This window comes from Rhodococcus sp. FG69, assembly GCF_057808915.1.
This window is the reverse complement of sequence record NZ_JBMDIX010000023.1, coordinates 41082-58927: the sequence shown is the minus strand read 5'-3', so window position 1 is coordinate 58927 and position 17846 is coordinate 41082. Positions and strand designations below refer to the sequence as shown.

Below are 17846 nucleotides of genomic sequence, written 5' to 3'. Positions count from 1 at the left end.
TAGAGTCTGCAACGTTGCAACTAGGTTGCTGCACTGCGTGCAACTACGACCGGTCTGCCCGAGGCCAGGGAAGACTAGACGCCCAGCTGACGGTCGAGATGACTCAAACGCGCGCTGACCTGGTCGTACAGAGCGGAATCGGAGCTGAGGGTGGCCCGATAGGCTTCCCAGGCGATGACGTCGGTCCTTCCGTGAATCGACGACGTCCACTGCGCGAGCAGGACGGGGTCACCCGCTCGTAGCAGTGCCGCCTGAACGCGCGAGCGGAGTTCCTCGCGAATCTCCTCGATGCCGGGCGCCGAGGATCCCGGCAGCACCGGACCGGTGTAGATCCGGAGCGCTGCTTCCACGTCACCGCGGTCCAGAGCGCGGCGGATATCACCGACATCGGAGTTCAGCTCCCCCACCAGGCGATAGGGACGTGACGCGAGACCGGCCGAACCGAAAGCCTTCCGCAGCCGTGACATCTCCGCACGAATGGTGACCGAGTCCAGCTCGTGCTCGTCGAGCAACACCGCGAGGTGATCCGAACTCAGACCCTCGGGGTGGTCGGCAAGAAGAAGGAGTATCTCCGCGTGACGCTGCGACAACGACACGCGACCGGAACTCCGCACCACCCCCGGCTTACCCGACCCGAGCACCTCCAAGCGAGGGGCGGTGTCCCCCAGCGACTTCGGTGAATTCATCAGATGTACGCGCAGCTCCGATTCCGCCGCTGCGACAGTGGCACGAATGAGCGAGAGCACCTCGGGAACCGCCACCCGCGGTCCGCCCGTGATATCGATGGCGCCCAGGATGCGACCACTGGTCGGATGGTGGACAGGTGCAGCAGAGCAGCTCCATTCGTGGACGGATCTGCTGAAGTGCTCCGCAGCGAATATCTGCACACAGTGATCGACGGCGAGAGCGGTTCCGGGAGCATTGGTCCCTTTGCTCTCCTCGCTCCAGTCGACGCCCTCCGCAAAACTCATCGAACTGGCACGGTCCTTCGCTGCGGAATCGCCCTCGACCCACAAGAGGCGGCCTTCGGCGTCGGAAATCGCGACGAGCAGACCGGTGTCGGCTGCATCCTCGACGAGCAACTTGCGGATGACCGGCCTGATGATCGACATCGGATGGCCGTCGCGGTATCGATCGAGTTCGGCGCCAGAGAGGACTACCGAGTCGTCGCGGCCGTCCGGATCGACGCCTTGTGTTCTGCTACGCAGCCACGAATCGAGGACCACGGAGCGGACACTGTCGGATGGAGACCTGTCCTCGACGAACGACCGATGCGCGGTCGTCATCCGTCGAGCAAGGACATCGAGGTCCTCACCAGGGCGAACAGCGACCCACGGGTTGCCCTGCCCCCGGATGTTTCCAGTCATCAGTTTGCTACCTCTTCTGGCGCGGTCACCCTACTGTAACGCAGCTCACACACGCAGAATACAGCCCCTTCATCCCCGACGGTTGTCCGCCGAGGCCGAAGGACCCGCACTCGGTCAGCGCTTCTTGCTTGTCGCGGAAATGTCTATGCTCGAGTCGGCGGACGCCTCCGTCTTCTTGTCCGCGCGCTTCTCCTTCAACGACTTTCCGGACTGCTTGATCACGGAATTGCGAGGAGATTGTCGGACGTCGGTTCGCACCGCTGTGCGACCCGTGAACGGCCCACGGACCATGAACCTACGCCACCGTGCCTCGAACGAGGTCCGCTCCGCGTTCGGCGAGCATGATCGCCGTCGCGTGTGGCCCTCTCGTCGGTACGACAGGAAATGCCGAGGTGTCGAGAACGTACAGTCCGTCGATCCCCCGGACCCGGCACGAATCGTCGAGCACCGAGCCGTCGTCGCCCATCGCGCAGCTACCCGACAGATGAAGCGAGGTCCCGAGCCGCCCGAGCAACGGATCGCCGACGACGGTTGCCAACGGCGCAACGCCACCCATCATCTCGCCGACCATGTCGAGGCCGGCGGACAACGCCGATCGATCCGATTCGGTCTCCAGATAACGATAGCGAACGAGGGGTGTATCGGCGGGATCATCGGTCCGTAGAGTGATGTCGCCTCGACTCTCCGGGCGCATCAATCCGACGCCTATCATCGGGTCGCCGATTGCGAGCCCTGGAATCATCCGGTCGAACGGTACCGAATACGGACGTATTTCCAGATCGTCGACGTGAAGGACGGCCTCGATCGGTGATCGACCGATAGCCGAGTCCGAAACTTCGTAGTACACACCGACTTCCGGATGGTCACTGAACCCTCGACCCACACGAGGATGGTCGAGTTTCACCGAAATACCTTTCTCGACAATGCCTCTCGCCGGTCCGACACCGGACAACATCAGCAACTGCGGTGTACGCACCGCCCCCGCGCACAGGATCACTCGGTCTGCCCGCAGATGCTCGACAGACCGAGCCGTCGCGACGGTGACTCCGTTCGCTCTCATCCCGTCGAACGTCACGGCGAGGACACGCGCACTATCGACGACCGTCAAGTTGGCCCGACTCGATGCCGGAAGTAGATATGCAACAGCAGCATTGGTACGAACGCCGCGAAAGATGTTGCGTGGCACCGGCCCGATGCCACCAGCGGGGTCGGGTGCATTCTTGTCCGGGTCGTCCGCGAATCCGGCGCGACGGGCCGCGTCGACGAACATCTCGCTGAGAAGAGACATCGAGTCCTCGGTGACACGCGAGACGGGCATCGGCCCCGCGTCGCCGTGGAAGCTCCCGGAGAAGTCCATGTCGTTCTCGAGCTTGCAGTAGTACGGGAGGACGTCGTCGAAGGACCACGACTTCGGCCACGCGTCGAAGTCCGAGGGGCGCGCTCGGATGAAGTAGCCACCGTTCACGGCCCCCGACCCTCCGAGTACGCGGCCCCGCGCCACGGTCCGCGTCAGCGACGGCGTCAACTCGGCACGGTAGGTATCGACCCAGGCGCTCTGCGGCCCGATGGGCAGAATGCGTGCATCCAGAATGTCCTGCGGTACGTCGCCGAGGGAACCGAACCCCGATCCCGCCTCGAGCAACATCACCGAACACGACGGGTCCTCGCTCAGCCGCGCCGCCACAACCGATCCGCATGACCCGCCACCGACGACGATCACGTCCACGGCACGGGCTGTGCTCATGTGTCCATTCGTGGCGTCAATGCCTTCACGCTTCGCGCGTGCACTGCTCCGGACCACAGTCCGGCACCGTAGGCGACATCGTCGATGCGCTTGAAGAACGCGTACCGAACCGGATCCAGACCACCTAGCTCACGATGGTTGTACCAGTCCGACAACGCTTCTGCCACGGCAAGACCCAGAGCGATCTTTCGAATCCGACTGGACAGGATCACCGCAAGGAGCGTGACCGGCCAATAATGGCGACACAGGGCGGATGCGAGTTGCCACATACCTCCGATGAAACCCTCGGTCGCAAGAATCGCGGCAATCCGAGTGGGTTGATCGAGACCGACGAACATCTTGCGAAGGCGGCCGATGGTGACGCCAAGCGTCAACAGCGCCCCGAGCAGACCGAATTTGGTGAAGCTCACCGCGAGCAAACATGCAACCAGCGTCCACGGGGACATCGAGATCGGCGGAACCATGCCCGGGTGCCGTTCGGCGAGCGGGCTCGCGCCGGTGCCGTAGAACAGCTTGCGTCCGAACCAGCGGCCGAAGGTCACCCGGTGGTCGTGTGCCACGTGGGCCACCGGTTCGTATCGCAGCCGCCAACCCGCTTCCTGCAACCTCCAGCAGAGGTCGACGTCCTCGGCCACGTGCATCGACTCGTCGAACCCGCCGCACTCCTGCGCAACCTGTCTACGAATCAACATCGCAGCACTCGGCACGTAGGACACCGAGCTTCCCGCACGCACAGCAGCCTCTTTGCGCCCCAGATCCAGGGACGACCGGGCGTGCTCGTACCTCGCGAGTGTATTACCCTCGGGTTCGAGCGCCACGATTCTCGGTGCGACAAGAGCGACGGCCGGGTCGGAGAAGTGTCCGAGCATGACTTCCAGCCACCCTTTGCGTGGCACGACGTCGGAGTCTAAAAATGCGACGAAATCAGTTGTTGCGCTGCGTAGGCCGGTGTTTCTCGCCGCTGCGGGCCCGCGCGAGGTCTCGTGACGCAGCACGGTCACCCCGCCGATACTCCAGGCCATCGGCGGGGCCTTGACCGGATCGTCGGAACCGTCGTCCACGACGATCACATTCAGCCCGTGCAGTGCAGGCAGCAGCCTGCTGAGCCCTGCCGCGTTGTTCTTCAAGGGCACGACGACCGTCACGTCACGGGGTGAGGGAATCGACATCGGTCGTGGGTTGGCGACACCCGAATCGAGCAACTTCCGCGCGACGAGCGCGGACTGTGAATCGGTCACCTCGAGAAAACCGTCGCCGATCATCGCCGCAGCCGTCGGCGCAAGCTTGAGCATCCGGGTCGGAGATCCCCCGATCAGAACGCGACCGTCCGAGTATGTTCGTACCCGAGGATCGACGCGCACCCCGAAGCCATCAGGTAATCGTCCTTGACCCATCAGGTGATCGTAAGCGGACATCGCGGCGAAGTGTTATCGACCGCCGGAGAAAACAGGGAACATACCGAAACCCCGTTTCGACGCTTGTTTCCGGACCGGTGGATCAGGTCAACATCCCCCGAGGGGACGGCGCCCATCGCCGCAGGGCAGCGGCTGTGCGGGCACACATATCGGCGAGAATCGCCTCGCCCTCGGAGGCGCTGGACCCCCGCGGGTCGCCGAGCACTCCATTGGGTGCCACAGCCTGCACTCCTCCGTCCCGTAGGCGCGGGAGAAGGTCTCCGAGGGTGTCGGTGTTCCCCACCTCGGCACGCGAGAGGTCCACGACGTCCGGTGAAAGCCAGAGCAGCAGCGAAGTTTCGGTCCGCCCAGCATGGGCATCGGCTCCTGGCGCAGCGCACGGAACCCACGCGACGTCGCGGCCTTCGTAGCGCAGCAACTCCACGGCGGCAATCAGCGTGGCGACGTTCCCGCCGTGGCCGTTGACGAACAACACCCGTGTCGCCCATGCGGACGCCGATCGGCCGTATTCGACGAGCAGGGACCGAAGCGCGTCGGCGCCGATGGATATCGTCCCGGCGAATCCCGCGTGCTCGCCGCTGGAACCGTAGGCGATAGACGGTGCGAGCTGCACGCCCTTCAGACGCCGCGCGACGGCTTCGGCAATCCGAGTGTCGGTATCGAGCGGAAGGTGCGGTCCGTGTTGCTCGAATGCCCCCAGCGGTACGACGACCGTCACGGACCCGTCCACACTCGGCCACGCTCTCGGTCCGAGTTCGTCGAACCCGGGGCGGACATCGTCGTTCTTCGGCACCGGCCGATGGTATCTCTCGGCCCGGTAGACCGATCTTCACACAGCGGAAACAATGTCCCACTAGCGTGCCCGATGTGTAACGGAAGGAACCACAATGCCACCACGTCGGCGATCGGTACTCCTGGCGAAGTTGAGTATCAATGAGCCCGGAGGTAGGCAGTCGACCATTCTCGACGAACTCCGCAGAGTAATACTCTCCGGTGATGCCCCACCGAACACGCCTATTCCACTGAACGAGGTCGCCGAGGTATTCGGGGTCAGCAGAATACCGGTACGCGAATCGTTGAAGACTCTCATCGGCGAGGGATTGGTGGACCACCGACCCAATCTCGGATACACCGTGGCGCAATTGACCTCCGCGGAACTCCGGGAGATGTACATCGTCAGAGAGGTACTGGAAACAGCTGCACTGGCAACTGCCGTCGAACTCGCGACGGACAGCGACCTCGAACAGGCAGTAGAGGCCAATCGCTTACTGGAGGAGGCTATTTCGGCTGACGACCCCCGTGAGTACCATCGCAGGAGTCGTCAATTCCACATGTCGCTGACCAACCCTTCGCGAATGAAGCGACTCCTCCACATGCTTGAATCGGCCTGGAACATAACCGAACCCGTACAACCGATGGTGCACGTCGCAGGGTCCGATCGGGCGTCGCTGCATTCGGATCACCGAACGATGCTCGAAGCGTTTCTCGACCGCGATTCGGTCGCATTGTTGGAGATCGCGCAATCGCATTCCGGAAGACTCAATACGGTGATCTCGTCCATCACGAGTGAGTCGGGACTGTTGGCAGATCCGTCGGTCGACTGAGGCAGGCCAAAGATATATCCCTGTCGTCACGCAGGTGCAACACTTCGTCGCTACCTTTTGTTTCGCCGGTCCTCGCCATCGCGGAGTGGACCGATTCACTCGCCAGGAGTGGAGCCTACGGAACGACCGGAGGGCTTTCAGGAGTGGAGCCTGCGGAACGACCGGAGTGCTCTGCGCTACTCATCAGGAGCATCGATGACAGATACAGCGAACGGACCCTTATCGCCCTCTGCTGAGCAGACAGGCGACTTGATCGAGGCCGCAGGCCATCCGGTCGGCGGCGGATTGATCAAGGACAGCTACGACCCACGGCTTACGAACGAGGACCTCGCGCCGCTGAAGAAGCAGACGTGGACCTCCTACAATCTCTTTGCGTTCTGGATGTCCGACGTCCACTCCGTCGGTGGATACGTCACGGCGGGAAGCCTGTTCGCGCTCGGCCTCGCCAGCTGGCAGGTTCTCATCTCACTCCTCGTCGGTATCTCGATCGTCTACTTCTTCTGCAACTTGGTCGCCAAGCCCAGCCAGGTCTCGGGCGTGCCGTATCCGGTGATGTGTCGCGCATCGTTCGGGGTACTGGGCGCCAATATCCCGGCCATCATTCGTGGACTGATCGCCGTTGCCTGGTACGGGATTCAGACATTCCTGGCATCTGCGGCACTCGACATCGTCCTCATCAAGCTCTTCCCAAGCCTTGCGCCGTATGCCGTCACCGCCGACTACGGCTTCGCCGGTCTCTCTGCACTCGGCTGGGCGAGCTTCCTGTTCCTCTGGGTGCTGCAGGCCGCCGTGTTCTGGCGGGGTATGGAATCGATTCGCAAGTTCATCGACTTCTGTGGACCTGCGGTGTACGTGGTCATGTTCGCATTGTGCGGTTACCTGATCTGGAAGGCAGGCTGGGGCGCAATCGATCTCAACCTCGGCGAGGTCGAGTACACCGGATTCAGCGCAGTGCCCGTCATGCTCGGTGCGATCGCGCTCGTCGTGTCCTACTTCTCCGGCCCGATGCTCAATTTCGGTGACTTCTCCCGCTACGGCAAGTCCTACGCGGCGGTCAAGAAGGGCAACTTCCTGGGCCTGCCGGTGAACTTCCTCGTCTTCTCCATCCTCGTCGTCGTCACTGCGTCGTTGACGCTGCCGGTCTTCGGCGAACTCATCACCGACCCCGTCGAGACGGTCGCTCGAATCGACAGCACGTTCGCCATCGTGCTGGGCGCACTCACCTTCACGATCGCCACGATCGGTATCAACATCGTCGCCAACTTCATCTCCCCCGCATTCGACTTCTCCAATGTCAGCCCGCAGAAGATCAGTTGGCGTGCGGGCGGCATGATCGCAGCCGTCGGCTCGGTGCTCATCACGCCGTGGAACCTGTACAACAACCCTGATGTGATCCACCTGACCCTCGAGACCCTCGGTGCATTCATCGGACCGTTGTTCGGCGTTCTGATCGCCGACTACTATCTGGTTCGCAAGCAGAAGGTAGTGGTGGACGAACTGTTCACGATGTCGCCGACCGGAAAATACTGGTACTCCAAGGGATACAACCCGGCAGCGGTGTACGCCACGATCGCCGGTGCATTGCTGGCGATGTTCACCGTGCTGTTCAACGGTGCCATCGAGGGCATGGAGATCGCCGGGATGTCGACCGCGTCGAAATACAGCTGGTTCATCGGCTGCGGCGTCGGATTCGCCCTGTACTACTATCTTGCGACCAAGACCAAGCTCGCAGTGACCAATCACCTCGACGCCCCGGTGAAGGCATAGGATCCTGCCCGTGCTCATCAAGGTCATCAACCCGAACACCACGCTGTCGATGACCGCAACGATCGGAGAGTGTGCCCGGGCCGTCGCAGGCCCGGGCACACTCGTCGACGCGGTCAGCCCGTCGATGGGGCCTGCCTCCATCGAATCCCATGTGGACGAAGCACTCAGTGTCCCAGGAATATTGGAACAGATCGCGCTCGGCGAAGCTCAGGGTGCCGACGGCTACGTCATCGCATGCTTCGGCGACCCAGGCATGGACGCTGCGCGGGAGGCAGCGTCGGGCCCGGTCGTCGGAATCGCCGAAGCTGCGATGCACGCCGCGAGCTTCCTCGGTCGCGGCTTCTCCGTCGTGACGACGTTGGGCAGAACCACCGGGCGTGCCTGGGACCTCGCCGGTCACTACGGACTCTCCCGCCAGTGTCGCGGGGTCCACGCCTGCGAAATCCCGGTCCTCGAACTGGAGACCGACCCGGATGCCCGAAAGATCATCACCGAAGCGTGCCGGGACGCCATGGAAAGCGATGGCAGCGACGCCATCGTCCTCGGGTGCGCCGGGATGGCCGACCTCTGTGAGCACATCTCGTCGGAGATCGGCGCACCCGTCGTCGACGGCGTGGCAGCAGCGACGTTGTTCGTGCAGTCTCTCGTGACGATGGGGCTGCGCACCGGAAAGCGTGAGGAGTTCGCCGCTCCTCGGCCCAAGAAGTACTCAGGTCTGTTGGCCGGCTTCGGATCCGATTGACTGTCCCGCCCCGCCGCGTCGAGTAGCTGTTCCCCGGAAATCCACGAGGATCCGAATCCGGCCGCATATCGTCGAAACATGAACGAGTTGATTGCACGGGCGTCGATCATCGCCGCTCGGCCCGGCCGCAGCATCCTCGGCATCACGGGGGCGCCGGGAGCAGGCAAGTCGACGCTCGCCGAGCTTCTCGTCCGCGAGCTCGGCTCCGACCGTGCCGTACTCGTACCGATGGATGGCTTCCACCTGGCGAACCGAGAACTGGCCAGGCTCGGTCGCCGCATACGCAAGGGAGCACCGGACACCTTCGACGCGTCCGGCTACGCACATCTCCTCGCCCGCATTCGTCGTCGAGACAGCGACACCGTGTACGCCCCGCAGTTCGACCGAACCCTCGACGAACCCATCGCCGCAAGCATCGCCGTCACCCCCGACATACCCCTGGTGATCACCGAGGGCAACTACCTCTTACTCGACGACGGTGCATGGCCGCAAGCCCGCACCGCGATGGACGAGGTCTGGTACATCGACATCGACGACGGCATCCGTCGGGAGCGGTTGGTCAAGCGGCACAGTCTGTTCGGCAAGACGGAAGTCGAGGCGCGGGCATGGGCCCACGGCAGCGACGAGGACAACGCCGTCCTCATCGCGTCCACCGCTCACCGCGCCGATCTGACGATCACGGCTCCGCCGCAGTGGATCTAGCGGCTCCGCCGCAGTGGATCTAGCGGCTCCGCCGCAGTGGCATGGTCAAGTGTCCTGGCGTGCACTCAACCGCGCCACTGGGGCGGAGCCCCAGCATCACGCGTCCAGAACCGTCACTTCACCGCATCCACCTCGACCTCCACAAGCCACCCCTGCACGGGGAGCGACGCGACCTCGAGGGCGAACCGTGACGGTCGTGCAGAATTGCGCTCGATCGGTGCTGCGGGCTCGGCGGTTCCCATCGGCACGAGCTCGGTCTCGTCGGTGTCGAGATTGGTGTTCGCGAAGAACTGCCGATACGCGCGATTCCAACCTGCATAGTCGGCGCGATCGGTTCCGGGTGCATTGTCGAGGAACACCCGCATCGACACGACATCCTCGAGCGCATAGCCCTGATCCTCGAGGTTGTCGCGGATCTTCTTCAGCACGCCGATTCCCTGGGCCTCCGTGACCGTCACACCGGACGGCAAGGACCCACCCGAGAATTGCTCGGTGTCGATGTACGATTCCGGACTTCCCTCTGCCGCCTCCTCGTTCAGTGCGGTCGGTCCGAGTCCACTGGACTTGTAGACCGTTGCATCACCGGAGATCTCGACGCCCTGCGCGATCATCGGATTCGCTTCACCCGGCTCGATGACCGATCTGGCCCCCGAGGCGGATTCGGTGTCGGCAGGGGCCGCATCCGAATCCGACGAGCACGCCGCAGTGAACAGGATTGCCCCGGCGGCGAGCGCGGCGGCGAACGAACGTGTGTTCTTGGACAAGAGAGGTTTCCTTTCGAGGACGAACAGGGATCAGGACGCGGTGACGCGTTCGTGAATGGAGGTGACCACGTCGCGCGCGGAGGTGAACGCGCCGTGCTGCCAGGCAATGGCGTTGGACAGGTGATCGCCCGCGAAATAGATGTGCTCGACAGGCTTCAGGAGCGTGGAGTATTCGGCCGTCGCGACACCGCCGTGCGAATCTCCGGCCCCCGCCCAGGACACCCACGCACTCTCGGAGTACTTCGTTCGGCGCCAACTTCCGGAGAACGACGAGCTGATGTCCTTGGTGTACTTGTCACCGTGGATCATCGATCCCTCGGCGACCGCCTTGGCCAGGCGCTGTTTGTGCGTGAGTGATTCGAAAGCCTGATGCCGCTTACCCGTGTTGTAGTAGGCGACGACGACGCCGCGATCGGAGTTGTAGTGGTCGTACGGGAACATGATCTGGGATATGTCCATGTCGGTGTTGCTGGCGCCACCGTAGATGCGCTCGTCGGTCTCCCACCACCGTCGCGAGTACTCGATACCGAGCTTCCCGGACGGTGTCGCCTTGGCCGCTTTCAACGCGAGCAGCACTTCGGCGGGCAGATTGTTGTCCAGCCGCGTGACGAGGGCAGGCGGGATGGTGCAGATGACGTAGTCGGCAGAGATCGATTCCACCGAGCCGCTTTTGACGTACTCGACGGTCGCGCCGTCGGACGTGTTGTTCAGTGCCGTGACCTCGGCACCGTAGACGATGTTGTCCTCGCCGATGGCGTCGGAGAACGCGTAGTAGATCCGATCCATGCCCCCCACCGGGCTGAACATGAGCATGGCCTGGTCGTAGCCGAACTCGAAGCTGAAGTTTCGTCCGATGCCGCTCTGGATCACGTCGGACATTCCGTACGGCTTCGTCTCCTCGCCGAAGTTCAGACCTGCACCCGGCTCCGAGCTGTATCCACGACGGGTGGATCCGATGTAGCGTCCGTCGTCGGACAGGTCGCCGAAGCTGGACAGAAACTCCGACAGGGCGTCCTTGTCGTCGGGCGTCAGGACATCGTCCAGGGCACCTCTGCTGGCTGCCTTCTGCAGCAACTCCGACATGTAGCCGTAGGTATCGGCCTTCGCTGCGCGGTAGGACACCGACTGCTGATTCAACGCCGTGCTGCTCTTGTAGTTGACGAGGGTGTTCGCGTTCTGGTTTCCGAACGTCTGCAACTCGACGCCGAGTTCTTTGCAGTAGTCCATCGTGATGTGGCTCTGCGGGATTCGCGTTGCGCCGATGTTGTAGAAGTGCCCGTCGGAGAAAGTGCATTTCTGGGTCTCCCCATTGAGGTCGGTCTCCTCGGCCCCTCCGCGGATGGACCACACTCGTCCGCCCGGCCGCTGACGCGCCTCGAGGATCGTCACGGCGTAACCGGCCTTCTGCAGCTCGTACGCCGAGCAGAGCCCCGCGGGCCCGCCGCCGAGGACGACGACCTTGGGGCTTCCTTCGACTCGTCCGATCAGGTCGGCCATCGCGGGCGACTGAAACCGCTTGGGCGCCGCTGCGGCCGATGGCGCAAGACCGATCGTCGACATCGCTCCGTAGGCGAGTCCTGCACCGCCTGTCACACCAAGGCCACGCATGAACGATCTCCGTGTAACTGCCATGTGTTTTTCCACTCCTCAATCCGGCTCTCGCTCGTACTGCCGGCCGACATCGGCTGGTTTCGAGTTCGGTCAATCGTGGAATGCCGAGAATTCGGGTATGCGTACCGCGCGAAACGTTCGTCGAATTCTCGGGTGAGAACGTCGGCATCGACTCGTCTCGAGTTCCCACTCACTTGAATTCAGCCGACGCATCGACGCAACGCGTCCGCAACAATGCGGGGCTACTTTCTGGCCATCATGTCCGCACTCGAACAGGCCATCGCCGCATCCTTCGCCGCACGGGAGCCGGATCGGCCCGCACTGTCACCGCTGCGTGCACTCGGCCGCCGTCAACTTTCGGGGATCGAGGTGTTCGCACAGTCGGTGGCGACGACCGCTCCTGCCGCGTCGATGGTGATTCTGCCGATCACCATGCTGAGCCACGAGACGATGCTCGGTGGTCTGCTCACGGTATTCGCCGCCACGATCGTCGTGTCGTTGATCGCGTTCTGCGTCTCTCAGTTTACGAGGCGGTTCTCGTCGTCCGGCGGGCTGTACAGCTTCGTGATGAAGGGGTCGGGGTCACGTGGGGCGTTGACCGTCGGGGCAGCGATGGTGTGCAAGTACTGCGCCAGTGGCGCGCTGACGCTGTATTTCGGCGGTCAGGCTGTGCGCACCGTGCTGGGTGAAGTCGGGATACCTACCGGTGGAGTCGCCGGCGCACTTGCGATTCATGTCGTGCTCGCGCTCGGAATACTCGGATGTCTCGTCCGCGGAGTCAGATTCGCGGCAACCGCGATCCTGGTGATCGAGCTGTGCTCGCTGATGTTCATCGCCGCGCTCTTGCTGTTGCCGGCCGACAAGCCTGTCGTCGTCGAGCCGTCCGGCGCCCCCAACGGCCTGCTCCTCGTCGCTCTCGGCGCGATGTTCGCACTCGCAGGCTTCGAGAGCGCTACCTTTTTCGGTCCCGAGGCCAAGCGTCCGCTCGTCACTGTCACCAGAACCGTTCTACTCACGCCGATCATCTGCGGCGCGCTCTTCACCTTCTCTGCCTGGGCCGTGTGGTCCGGTCGCGGCGGAGTGCTGCTCGGCGCCTACCAACACGGGACTTCGACGGGTATCGATGCGTGGCTGGTCATCGCGTTGAACCTCGGGCTGAGTTGCTCGTGGCTCGCATCGGCGATGGCGTCGTCCAATGCGGCGTCGAGACTCGTCTACACGATGGGGATCGAAAACGTCGTGCCCCATCGGTTCGCCCGCGTCCATCGAACCTTCCGCACACCGCATGTCGCACTCTGCGTCGTTCTCGGTGGATTGGGCGTGGTCAGTTCGGCCTTCGTTGCGCTCAATGGTTCGGTCGTGCTCGAGGACGCCCGACTTCTGGCTCGGGCGGCCCTCATCGTCGGATACGCCGTCGTGGCCATTGCCGCAGTGGTCTTCCTCAGGCGTATCGGAGAACTCACCGCGACGGTCGTGCTCGCCGGAGTCCTCGCGTGCACCGCGGGATGCGCCGTCCTGGTCAACCTCCTCGTGACGGTGGGTGTCGAGCAGAACGTCACCATGGTGGTCATGCTCGGTGCACTCGCGCTGTCCGGATTCTGCTGGCGCGCATACCTGTACAGGCGTAGTCCACGAGCCCTCGCAGCGGTCGGAGTGTTCGACAGCGCCGAAAGCAGCGACGTTCTTCCGGGTGCCGCCTCCTACGGAGAAAATGCACGCGGCACAGTTGCCCTGGTGAAGAGCCCCTGGACCGACGCACGCTGATGGCGGTGAGGACAGCGCGGACGGTACGGGCAACAGAAGTCGGAGGACACGAACCCCGGGCTGTCCAGAAGGCGCTCGCGTTGCTCGAAGCCGTCGCACATCTCGGTTCGGGGGCGACGGCCAAGGAAGTCGCGCACGCCACCGGAATTCCACCTGCTACGGCGTACCGACTGCTCAATCTGCTGGTCGCCGACGGCTTCCTGGTACGCATCGAAGACCTGTCGGGCTTCGCTCTCGGTCGCAGAACGAGAGAGCTCGCCACAGCGGCCCCAGTGAGCGAGGTCGACAATCACCACATCGTGGACGAGCTTCGTGCCCGCATCAGGTTCGGCGTGTACCTGGCGTCGTACGAGAACGATCGAATTCAGTTGATCGACCGAGACCCCGACCACGAACTGTCCGGTGAGACGGCACTGGTGACTCATGCTCATGCGTCGGCGATCGGAAAACTATTGCTGGCCAACAGACCCGATGGCATTGCTCTGTCCGACCTCAGGAAATTCACGTCGCACACCATCGTCGATCTCGCCGAGCTCGCGATCGAGATGAGCCGGATTCGCACGACCGATATCGCAGTCGAGACCGACGAGATCAAGGTAGGACGATCGTCGGTGGCCGTCCCCGTCCGCGACGACGGTGGACGAGTATCGGGCGCTCTCGCGGTGATCGGGCGGACGGGCAGGTTGGTGCACGACGACCCCGATCTGATCGGTCTGCTCAGGTCGACCGCGAGTCAGATGCGCTTGGCGTGTGCGACGAAGTAGTCATCACGACGTCCGACGGGGACAGGTCGTGCACGGACGCATGTCCGAGCCCCAGCACCGCGGAATCGACGCCACCACGGAGAATGTCCAACACGTTCTCCACACCGGACTGACCGCCCGCTGCCAAGCCCCACAAGTACGCACGACCGATCATGACCGCTCTCGCACCGAGCGCAAGTGCCTTGACGACATCACTTCCTCGACGGATTCCACCGTCGAGGGTGATCTCCACTCGATCGCCGACCGCCTCGACGATCGAGGGCAAAATGCGAATGGTCGCGGGTGTGCCGTCGAGATTGTTGCCGCCGTGGTTGGACACCGAAATCGCAGTAACGCCGGCGTCGACAGCTCGCTGTGCGTCGTCGACACGAGTGATGCCCTTGAGCATGAACGGCCCTTCCCACTGCTCACGTAGCCACGCGATGTCCTCCCACGTCGGCAACGGGCTGGCCATCCAATCGCGGTACGCGCCGAAGAATGTCGGTGCAGTTCCGCCGGGGCGGGTCAGGTTCGGCGCGGACAGATCGGGGATCTTGCCGCTCCGAGCGAACTGCCACAGCCATCTCGGGCGGGCAAGAGCCTCCGGCGCAAAGCGAGCCATCGCAGCGAGATTCACTGTCTCCGGAATCGACGGGCTACCCCAATCGCGCCCTTCGGAGAACGACCAATCCATTGTCAGGATCAATCCGACAGCCCCGGCGCCGCGCGCCCGATCCATCAGATGCAGCAGATACTCGCGTGAACCCACCCAGTGCAACTGAAAGAGTGTCTGCGGGTTGGCTGCAACGACGTCTTCGACGGGTTTGCTCGCAAACAACGACAATCCCAGCGGGATTCCTCGTGATGCTGCCGCCCGAGCGACCGCAATCTCGCCGTCCGGATGAACAGCTTGCACACCCGTCGGCGAGATCATCACGGGAAACGACAGCGGCTGTCCCATAACCGTTGTCGCCAGATCACGCGTGTTCGACAAACCCGCGACGTGCGGGGCGAAGCCGAGTTCACCGAACGCCGCCACGTTGTCGTCGACTGTGATGCCCTGCTCCGAACCCGCCAACAACGCGGCGTAGACGGACTCGGGTAGACGTTTCTTTGCGCGCCGCTGAGCCTCTGCGACGCTCTCGAACCAATCGGTCACACACCCAGCCTGCGGTCGAACCCGGCCGGCATCACCACATCCGAGGGTGAGAGGTCATGCACCGACGAATGACCGAGTCCGAGCACCGCGGAGTCTATTCCGCCGCGCAGGATGTCGAGAACATTTTCGACACCGGCCTGCCCGCCTGCGGACAGACCCCACAGGTACGCGCGACCGATCATCACCGCCCGCGCACCCAACGCGAGTGCCTTGACGACATCACTGCCGCGACGGATACCGCCGTCGAGAGTGATCTCGATCTGATCCCCCACCGCTTCGGCAATTGCAGGAAGCGCGCGGATCGGCGCCGGCGTTCCGTCGAGGTTGTTGCCGCCGTGGTTGGACACCGAGATCGCAGAGACGCCAGCATCGACCGCCCGCTTGGCATCGTCGACCCGCATGACACCCTTGAGCATGAACGGCCCACCCCACTGCTCGCGCAGCCACGCCACGTCGTCCCAGGTGGGAAGCGGGGTGCCCATCCACTCGCCATAGGCACCGAAGAACGTCGGTGCGGGGCCGCCGCCCGGCGCGGTCAGGTTCGGGGTCGTCAGGTCGGGAATCTTGCCGGTCTTGGCGAACTCCCACAACCACTTCGGCCGTGTGATGCCCTCAGGAGCGAACTGGAACATCGCTTTGAGGTCCATCTTCTCCGGAATCGACGGACTTCCCCAGTCGCGGCCGTTGGAGAACGACCAGTCCAGCGTCATGATCAGACCCACGGCACCCGCGGCCCGTGCACGCTCCATGCGCTGAAGCAGCACCTCGCGTGTTCCGACCCAGTACATCTGGAAGAACGTCTGCGGATTTGCTGCAGCGACCTCCTCGACCGACTTGCTGGCGAACGACGACAATCCGATGGGGATGCCGCGGGCCGCCGCTGCTCTGGCGACGGCGACCTCCCCGTCCGGATGGACGGCCTGCACACCCGTCGGCGAGATCATGACCGGGAACGACAATGGCTGCCCCATCACGGTCGTCGACAAATCACGTTTGTCGGACAATCCGGCAACATGTGGGGCGAACCCCAGTTCACCGAACGCCGCCGTGTTGTCGTCGACGGTGATTCCTCGCTCGGACCCCGCTACCAGCGCGGCGTACACGGACTTCGGTAGACGTTTCTTGGCGCGGCGCTGCGCTTCGGCAACGGTCTCGAACCAGGCACTCTTGGCCATAGCTGTTCTTCCTATTCCATTCCTGCGAGCGGATTCTCGTCGCAGATCTTGGCCGGTGGCCGCATCATCAAGGTGAGCGGCACCGACGCTCTCGGTGTCTTGCGCTGCCCGGTGCGGGAATGGTCGACGCTCGACTTGGGGATCTCCCCCGCGCCGGCCAATGCCAGTTCACCGTTGCCGATGACGCACTCGGGATCCGGACCATCCATGGGGAGACCGGTGAAGAATTTGGCGGCCATGCAGCCGCCACGGCACGCGTCGAAGTGCGCACACTTGGTGCATGCGCCCGACGTTTGCGGAGACCGCAGTTCCTGGAACAATTCCGATGTCTGCCAAACGGATTGGAACCCGCCCATAGCCGCAGATGTCGCTGTCGCGGGACGCGCGTCACGGACGATGTTGCCCGCAAGGAACTGTTCGTGGATGGCGAACGGGCACGCGTAGACGTCGCCGATCGGGTCGATCAAGCAGACGACACGTCCCGCGCCACAGAGGTTGAGGCCTGGAAGCGCATCGCCGAACGCAGACAGATGGAAGAAGGAATCGCCGGTCAGAACACCTTCGCCGTTGGCGACCAGCCAGTCGTAGAGCTCACGCTGCTGTCCGGCCGTGGGATGCAGATCGTCCCAGACGTCGGCACCGCGACCCGAGGGACGCAGCCGCGTGATGCGCAGTGTGGCATCGTATTTGTCTGCGAGTGCCTTGAAGTCGTCGAGCTGGCTCACGTTGTGTCGGGTGACGACGACCGAGATCTTGGCGTCCTTGAAGCCGGCCTCCTTCAGGTTCTCCAGCGCGCGGCACGCCATGTCGAACGAGCCTGGGCCGCGCACCGCATCGTTGACCTCGGCGGTAGCGCCGTCGATGGAAATCTGCACGTCGACGTAGTCGGATGCTGCCAGGCGTGCAGCAACCTTCTTGTCGATCTTGACGCCGTTGGTGGAAAACTTGACGCCGACCTGATGTGCCGTCGCGTAGTCGACCAGCTCCCAGAAGTCCGACCGCACCGTCGGCTCACCGCCGCCGATGTTGACGTAGAAGACCTGCATCTTCTGCAGTTCGTCGATGATGGACTTGCACTGCTCGGTGCTGAGCTCTCGGGGGTCACGGCGACCGGAGGAGGACAGACAGTGCACGCACGAGAGGTTGCAGGCGTAGGTCAGCTCCCAGGTCAGACAGATCGGGGCATCCAGTCCGAGTTCGAACTGATCGACCAACTTACCGACCGCGGGCGGTGGTGCTGGTCTTTCGAGCATGGAGGTCATGGGGCTGTCCTCTTCGTCGGGGCGGAA

General features: G+C 63.4%; 15 protein-coding genes. 6 read left to right on the top strand and 9 right to left on the bottom strand.

All coding sequences use genetic code 11. The features are described from left to right. Nucleotides 1–74 precede the first annotated feature (74 nt). The 4 genes from ACODSO_RS18340 to mftE all read right to left on the bottom strand — a co-directional run bounded on the left by ACODSO_RS18340 (nucleotide 75) and on the right by mftE (nucleotide 5319). Nucleotides 75–1367 (bottom strand): sigma-54-dependent transcriptional regulator family protein, encoded by a 1293-nt coding sequence (locus ACODSO_RS18340; RefSeq protein ID WP_489038205.1) that lies wholly within the window; start codon nucleotides 1365–1367, stop codon nucleotides 75–77. Between the two features lie 295 nt (nucleotides 1368–1662). Then, nucleotides 1663–3111, bottom strand: coding sequence for a mycofactocin dehydrogenase MftG (gene mftG / locus ACODSO_RS18335; RefSeq protein WP_489038204.1), 1449 nt, complete (start codon nucleotides 3109–3111; stop codon nucleotides 1663–1665). Beyond that, on the bottom strand, nucleotides 3108–4505 hold the full coding sequence (gene mftF, locus ACODSO_RS18330) for a mycofactocin biosynthesis glycosyltransferase MftF (protein ID WP_489038221.1): 1398 nt from the start codon (nucleotides 4503–4505) through the stop codon (nucleotides 3108–3110). Before mftF ends, mftG begins: the two co-directional genes overlap by 4 nt. Before the next feature lie 103 nt (nucleotides 4506–4608). Continuing rightward, nucleotides 4609–5319, bottom strand: coding sequence for a mycofactocin biosynthesis peptidyl-dipeptidase MftE (mftE, locus tag ACODSO_RS18325; protein ID WP_489038203.1), 711 nt, complete (start codon nucleotides 5317–5319; stop codon nucleotides 4609–4611). Nucleotides 5320–5413: 94 nt separating this feature from the next. On the opposite strand from mftE, the gene ACODSO_RS18320 reads away from it, so the two are divergent. From ACODSO_RS18320 to ACODSO_RS18305, 4 genes are all read left to right on the top strand, one after another. After that, a complete protein-coding gene (locus ACODSO_RS18320) occupies nucleotides 5414–6130 on the top strand; it encodes a GntR family transcriptional regulator (RefSeq protein ID WP_489038201.1) in 717 nt (238 codons plus the stop codon). Nucleotides 6131–6325: 195 nt separating this feature from the next. Next, complete coding sequence (locus tag ACODSO_RS18315; protein WP_489038200.1) at nucleotides 6326–7897, top strand: NCS1 family nucleobase:cation symporter-1; 1572 nt, start codon at nucleotides 6326–6328, stop codon at nucleotides 7895–7897. Nucleotides 7898–7907: 10 nt separating this feature from the next. Then, entirely contained in the window at nucleotides 7908–8639 is a 732-nt protein-coding gene (locus tag ACODSO_RS18310; RefSeq protein ID WP_489038199.1) for an aspartate/glutamate racemase family protein, read from the top strand. 39 nt (nucleotides 8640–8678) lie between these two features. Continuing rightward, nucleotides 8679–9341 (top strand): nucleoside/nucleotide kinase family protein, encoded by a 663-nt coding sequence (locus ACODSO_RS18305; protein WP_489038220.1) that lies wholly within the window; start codon nucleotides 8679–8681, stop codon nucleotides 9339–9341. A gap of 113 nt (nucleotides 9342–9454) precedes the next feature. On the opposite strand, the gene ACODSO_RS18300 is transcribed toward ACODSO_RS18305, so the two are convergent. Beyond that, nucleotides 9455–10105 carry a Rid family hydrolase gene (locus tag ACODSO_RS18300; RefSeq protein ID WP_489038198.1) on the bottom strand — a complete coding sequence of 217 codons (651 nt, stop codon included), beginning with the start codon at nucleotides 10103–10105 and terminating at the stop codon, nucleotides 9455–9457. A 30-nt stretch (nucleotides 10106–10135) separates the two neighbouring features. After that, complete coding sequence (locus tag ACODSO_RS18295; protein ID WP_489038219.1) at nucleotides 10136–11713, bottom strand: flavin monoamine oxidase family protein; 1578 nt, start codon at nucleotides 11711–11713, stop codon at nucleotides 10136–10138. Nucleotides 11714–11974: 261 nt separating this feature from the next. Here ACODSO_RS18295 and ACODSO_RS18290 point away from each other — a divergent pair, with 261 nt between their 5' ends. Continuing rightward, entirely contained in the window at nucleotides 11975–13480 is a 1506-nt protein-coding gene (locus ACODSO_RS18290) for an APC family permease (protein WP_489038197.1), read from the top strand. Next, on the top strand, nucleotides 13480–14244 hold the full coding sequence (locus ACODSO_RS18285) for an IclR family transcriptional regulator (RefSeq protein WP_489038196.1): 765 nt from the start codon (nucleotides 13480–13482) through the stop codon (nucleotides 14242–14244). The genes ACODSO_RS18290 and ACODSO_RS18285 overlap by 1 nt, the downstream gene beginning before the upstream one ends. On the opposite strand, the gene mftD (ACODSO_RS18280) is transcribed toward ACODSO_RS18285, so the two are convergent. The 3 genes from mftD (ACODSO_RS18280) to mftC are packed head-to-tail and all read right to left on the bottom strand — an operon-like array spanning nucleotide 14198 to nucleotide 17819. Then, nucleotides 14198–15382 (bottom strand): pre-mycofactocin synthase MftD, encoded by a 1185-nt coding sequence (mftD, locus tag ACODSO_RS18280; RefSeq protein ID WP_489038194.1) that lies wholly within the window; start codon nucleotides 15380–15382, stop codon nucleotides 14198–14200. The two genes, ACODSO_RS18285 and mftD (ACODSO_RS18280), sit on opposite strands and share 47 nt — an antisense overlap. Beyond that, nucleotides 15379–16557 (bottom strand): pre-mycofactocin synthase MftD, encoded by a 1179-nt coding sequence (mftD, locus tag ACODSO_RS18275; protein ID WP_489038192.1) that lies wholly within the window; start codon nucleotides 16555–16557, stop codon nucleotides 15379–15381. Before mftD (ACODSO_RS18275) ends, mftD (ACODSO_RS18280) begins: the two co-directional genes overlap by 4 nt. A gap of 11 nt (nucleotides 16558–16568) precedes the next feature. Next, nucleotides 16569–17819: a mycofactocin radical SAM maturase gene (gene mftC, locus ACODSO_RS18270; RefSeq protein WP_489038191.1), complete on the bottom strand. Its 1251-nt coding sequence runs from the start codon at nucleotides 17817–17819 to the stop codon at nucleotides 16569–16571. Nucleotides 17820–17846 lie beyond the last annotated feature (27 nt).

Excerpts from the sequence above, each read along its gene's own strand:
- ACODSO_RS18340 (WP_489038205.1), bottom strand. The coding sequence starts at position 1,367 with ATGACTGGAAACATCCGGGGGCAGGGCAACCCGTGGGTCGCTGTTCGC.
- mftG (WP_489038204.1), bottom strand. The coding sequence starts at position 3,111 with ATGAGCACAGCCCGTGCCGTGGACGTGATCGTCGTCGGTGGCGGGTCA.
- mftF (WP_489038221.1), bottom strand. The coding sequence starts at position 4,505 with ATGGGTCAAGGACGATTACCTGATGGCTTCGGGGTGCGCGTCGATCCT.
- ACODSO_RS18320 (WP_489038201.1), top strand. The coding sequence starts at position 5,414 with ATGCCACCACGTCGGCGATCGGTACTCCTGGCGAAGTTGAGTATCAAT.
- ACODSO_RS18315 (WP_489038200.1), top strand. The coding sequence starts at position 6,326 with ATGACAGATACAGCGAACGGACCCTTATCGCCCTCTGCTGAGCAGACA.
- ACODSO_RS18295 (WP_489038219.1), bottom strand. The coding sequence starts at position 11,713 with ATGCGTGGCCTTGGTGTGACAGGCGGTGCAGGACTCGCCTACGGAGCG.
- ACODSO_RS18290 (WP_489038197.1), top strand. The coding sequence starts at position 11,975 with ATGTCCGCACTCGAACAGGCCATCGCCGCATCCTTCGCCGCACGGGAG.
- ACODSO_RS18285 (WP_489038196.1), top strand. The coding sequence starts at position 13,480 with ATGGCGGTGAGGACAGCGCGGACGGTACGGGCAACAGAAGTCGGAGGA.
- mftD (WP_489038192.1), bottom strand. The coding sequence starts at position 16,557 with ATGGCCAAGAGTGCCTGGTTCGAGACCGTTGCCGAAGCGCAGCGCCGC.
- mftC (WP_489038191.1), bottom strand. The coding sequence starts at position 17,819 with ATGACCTCCATGCTCGAAAGACCAGCACCACCGCCCGCGGTCGGTAAG.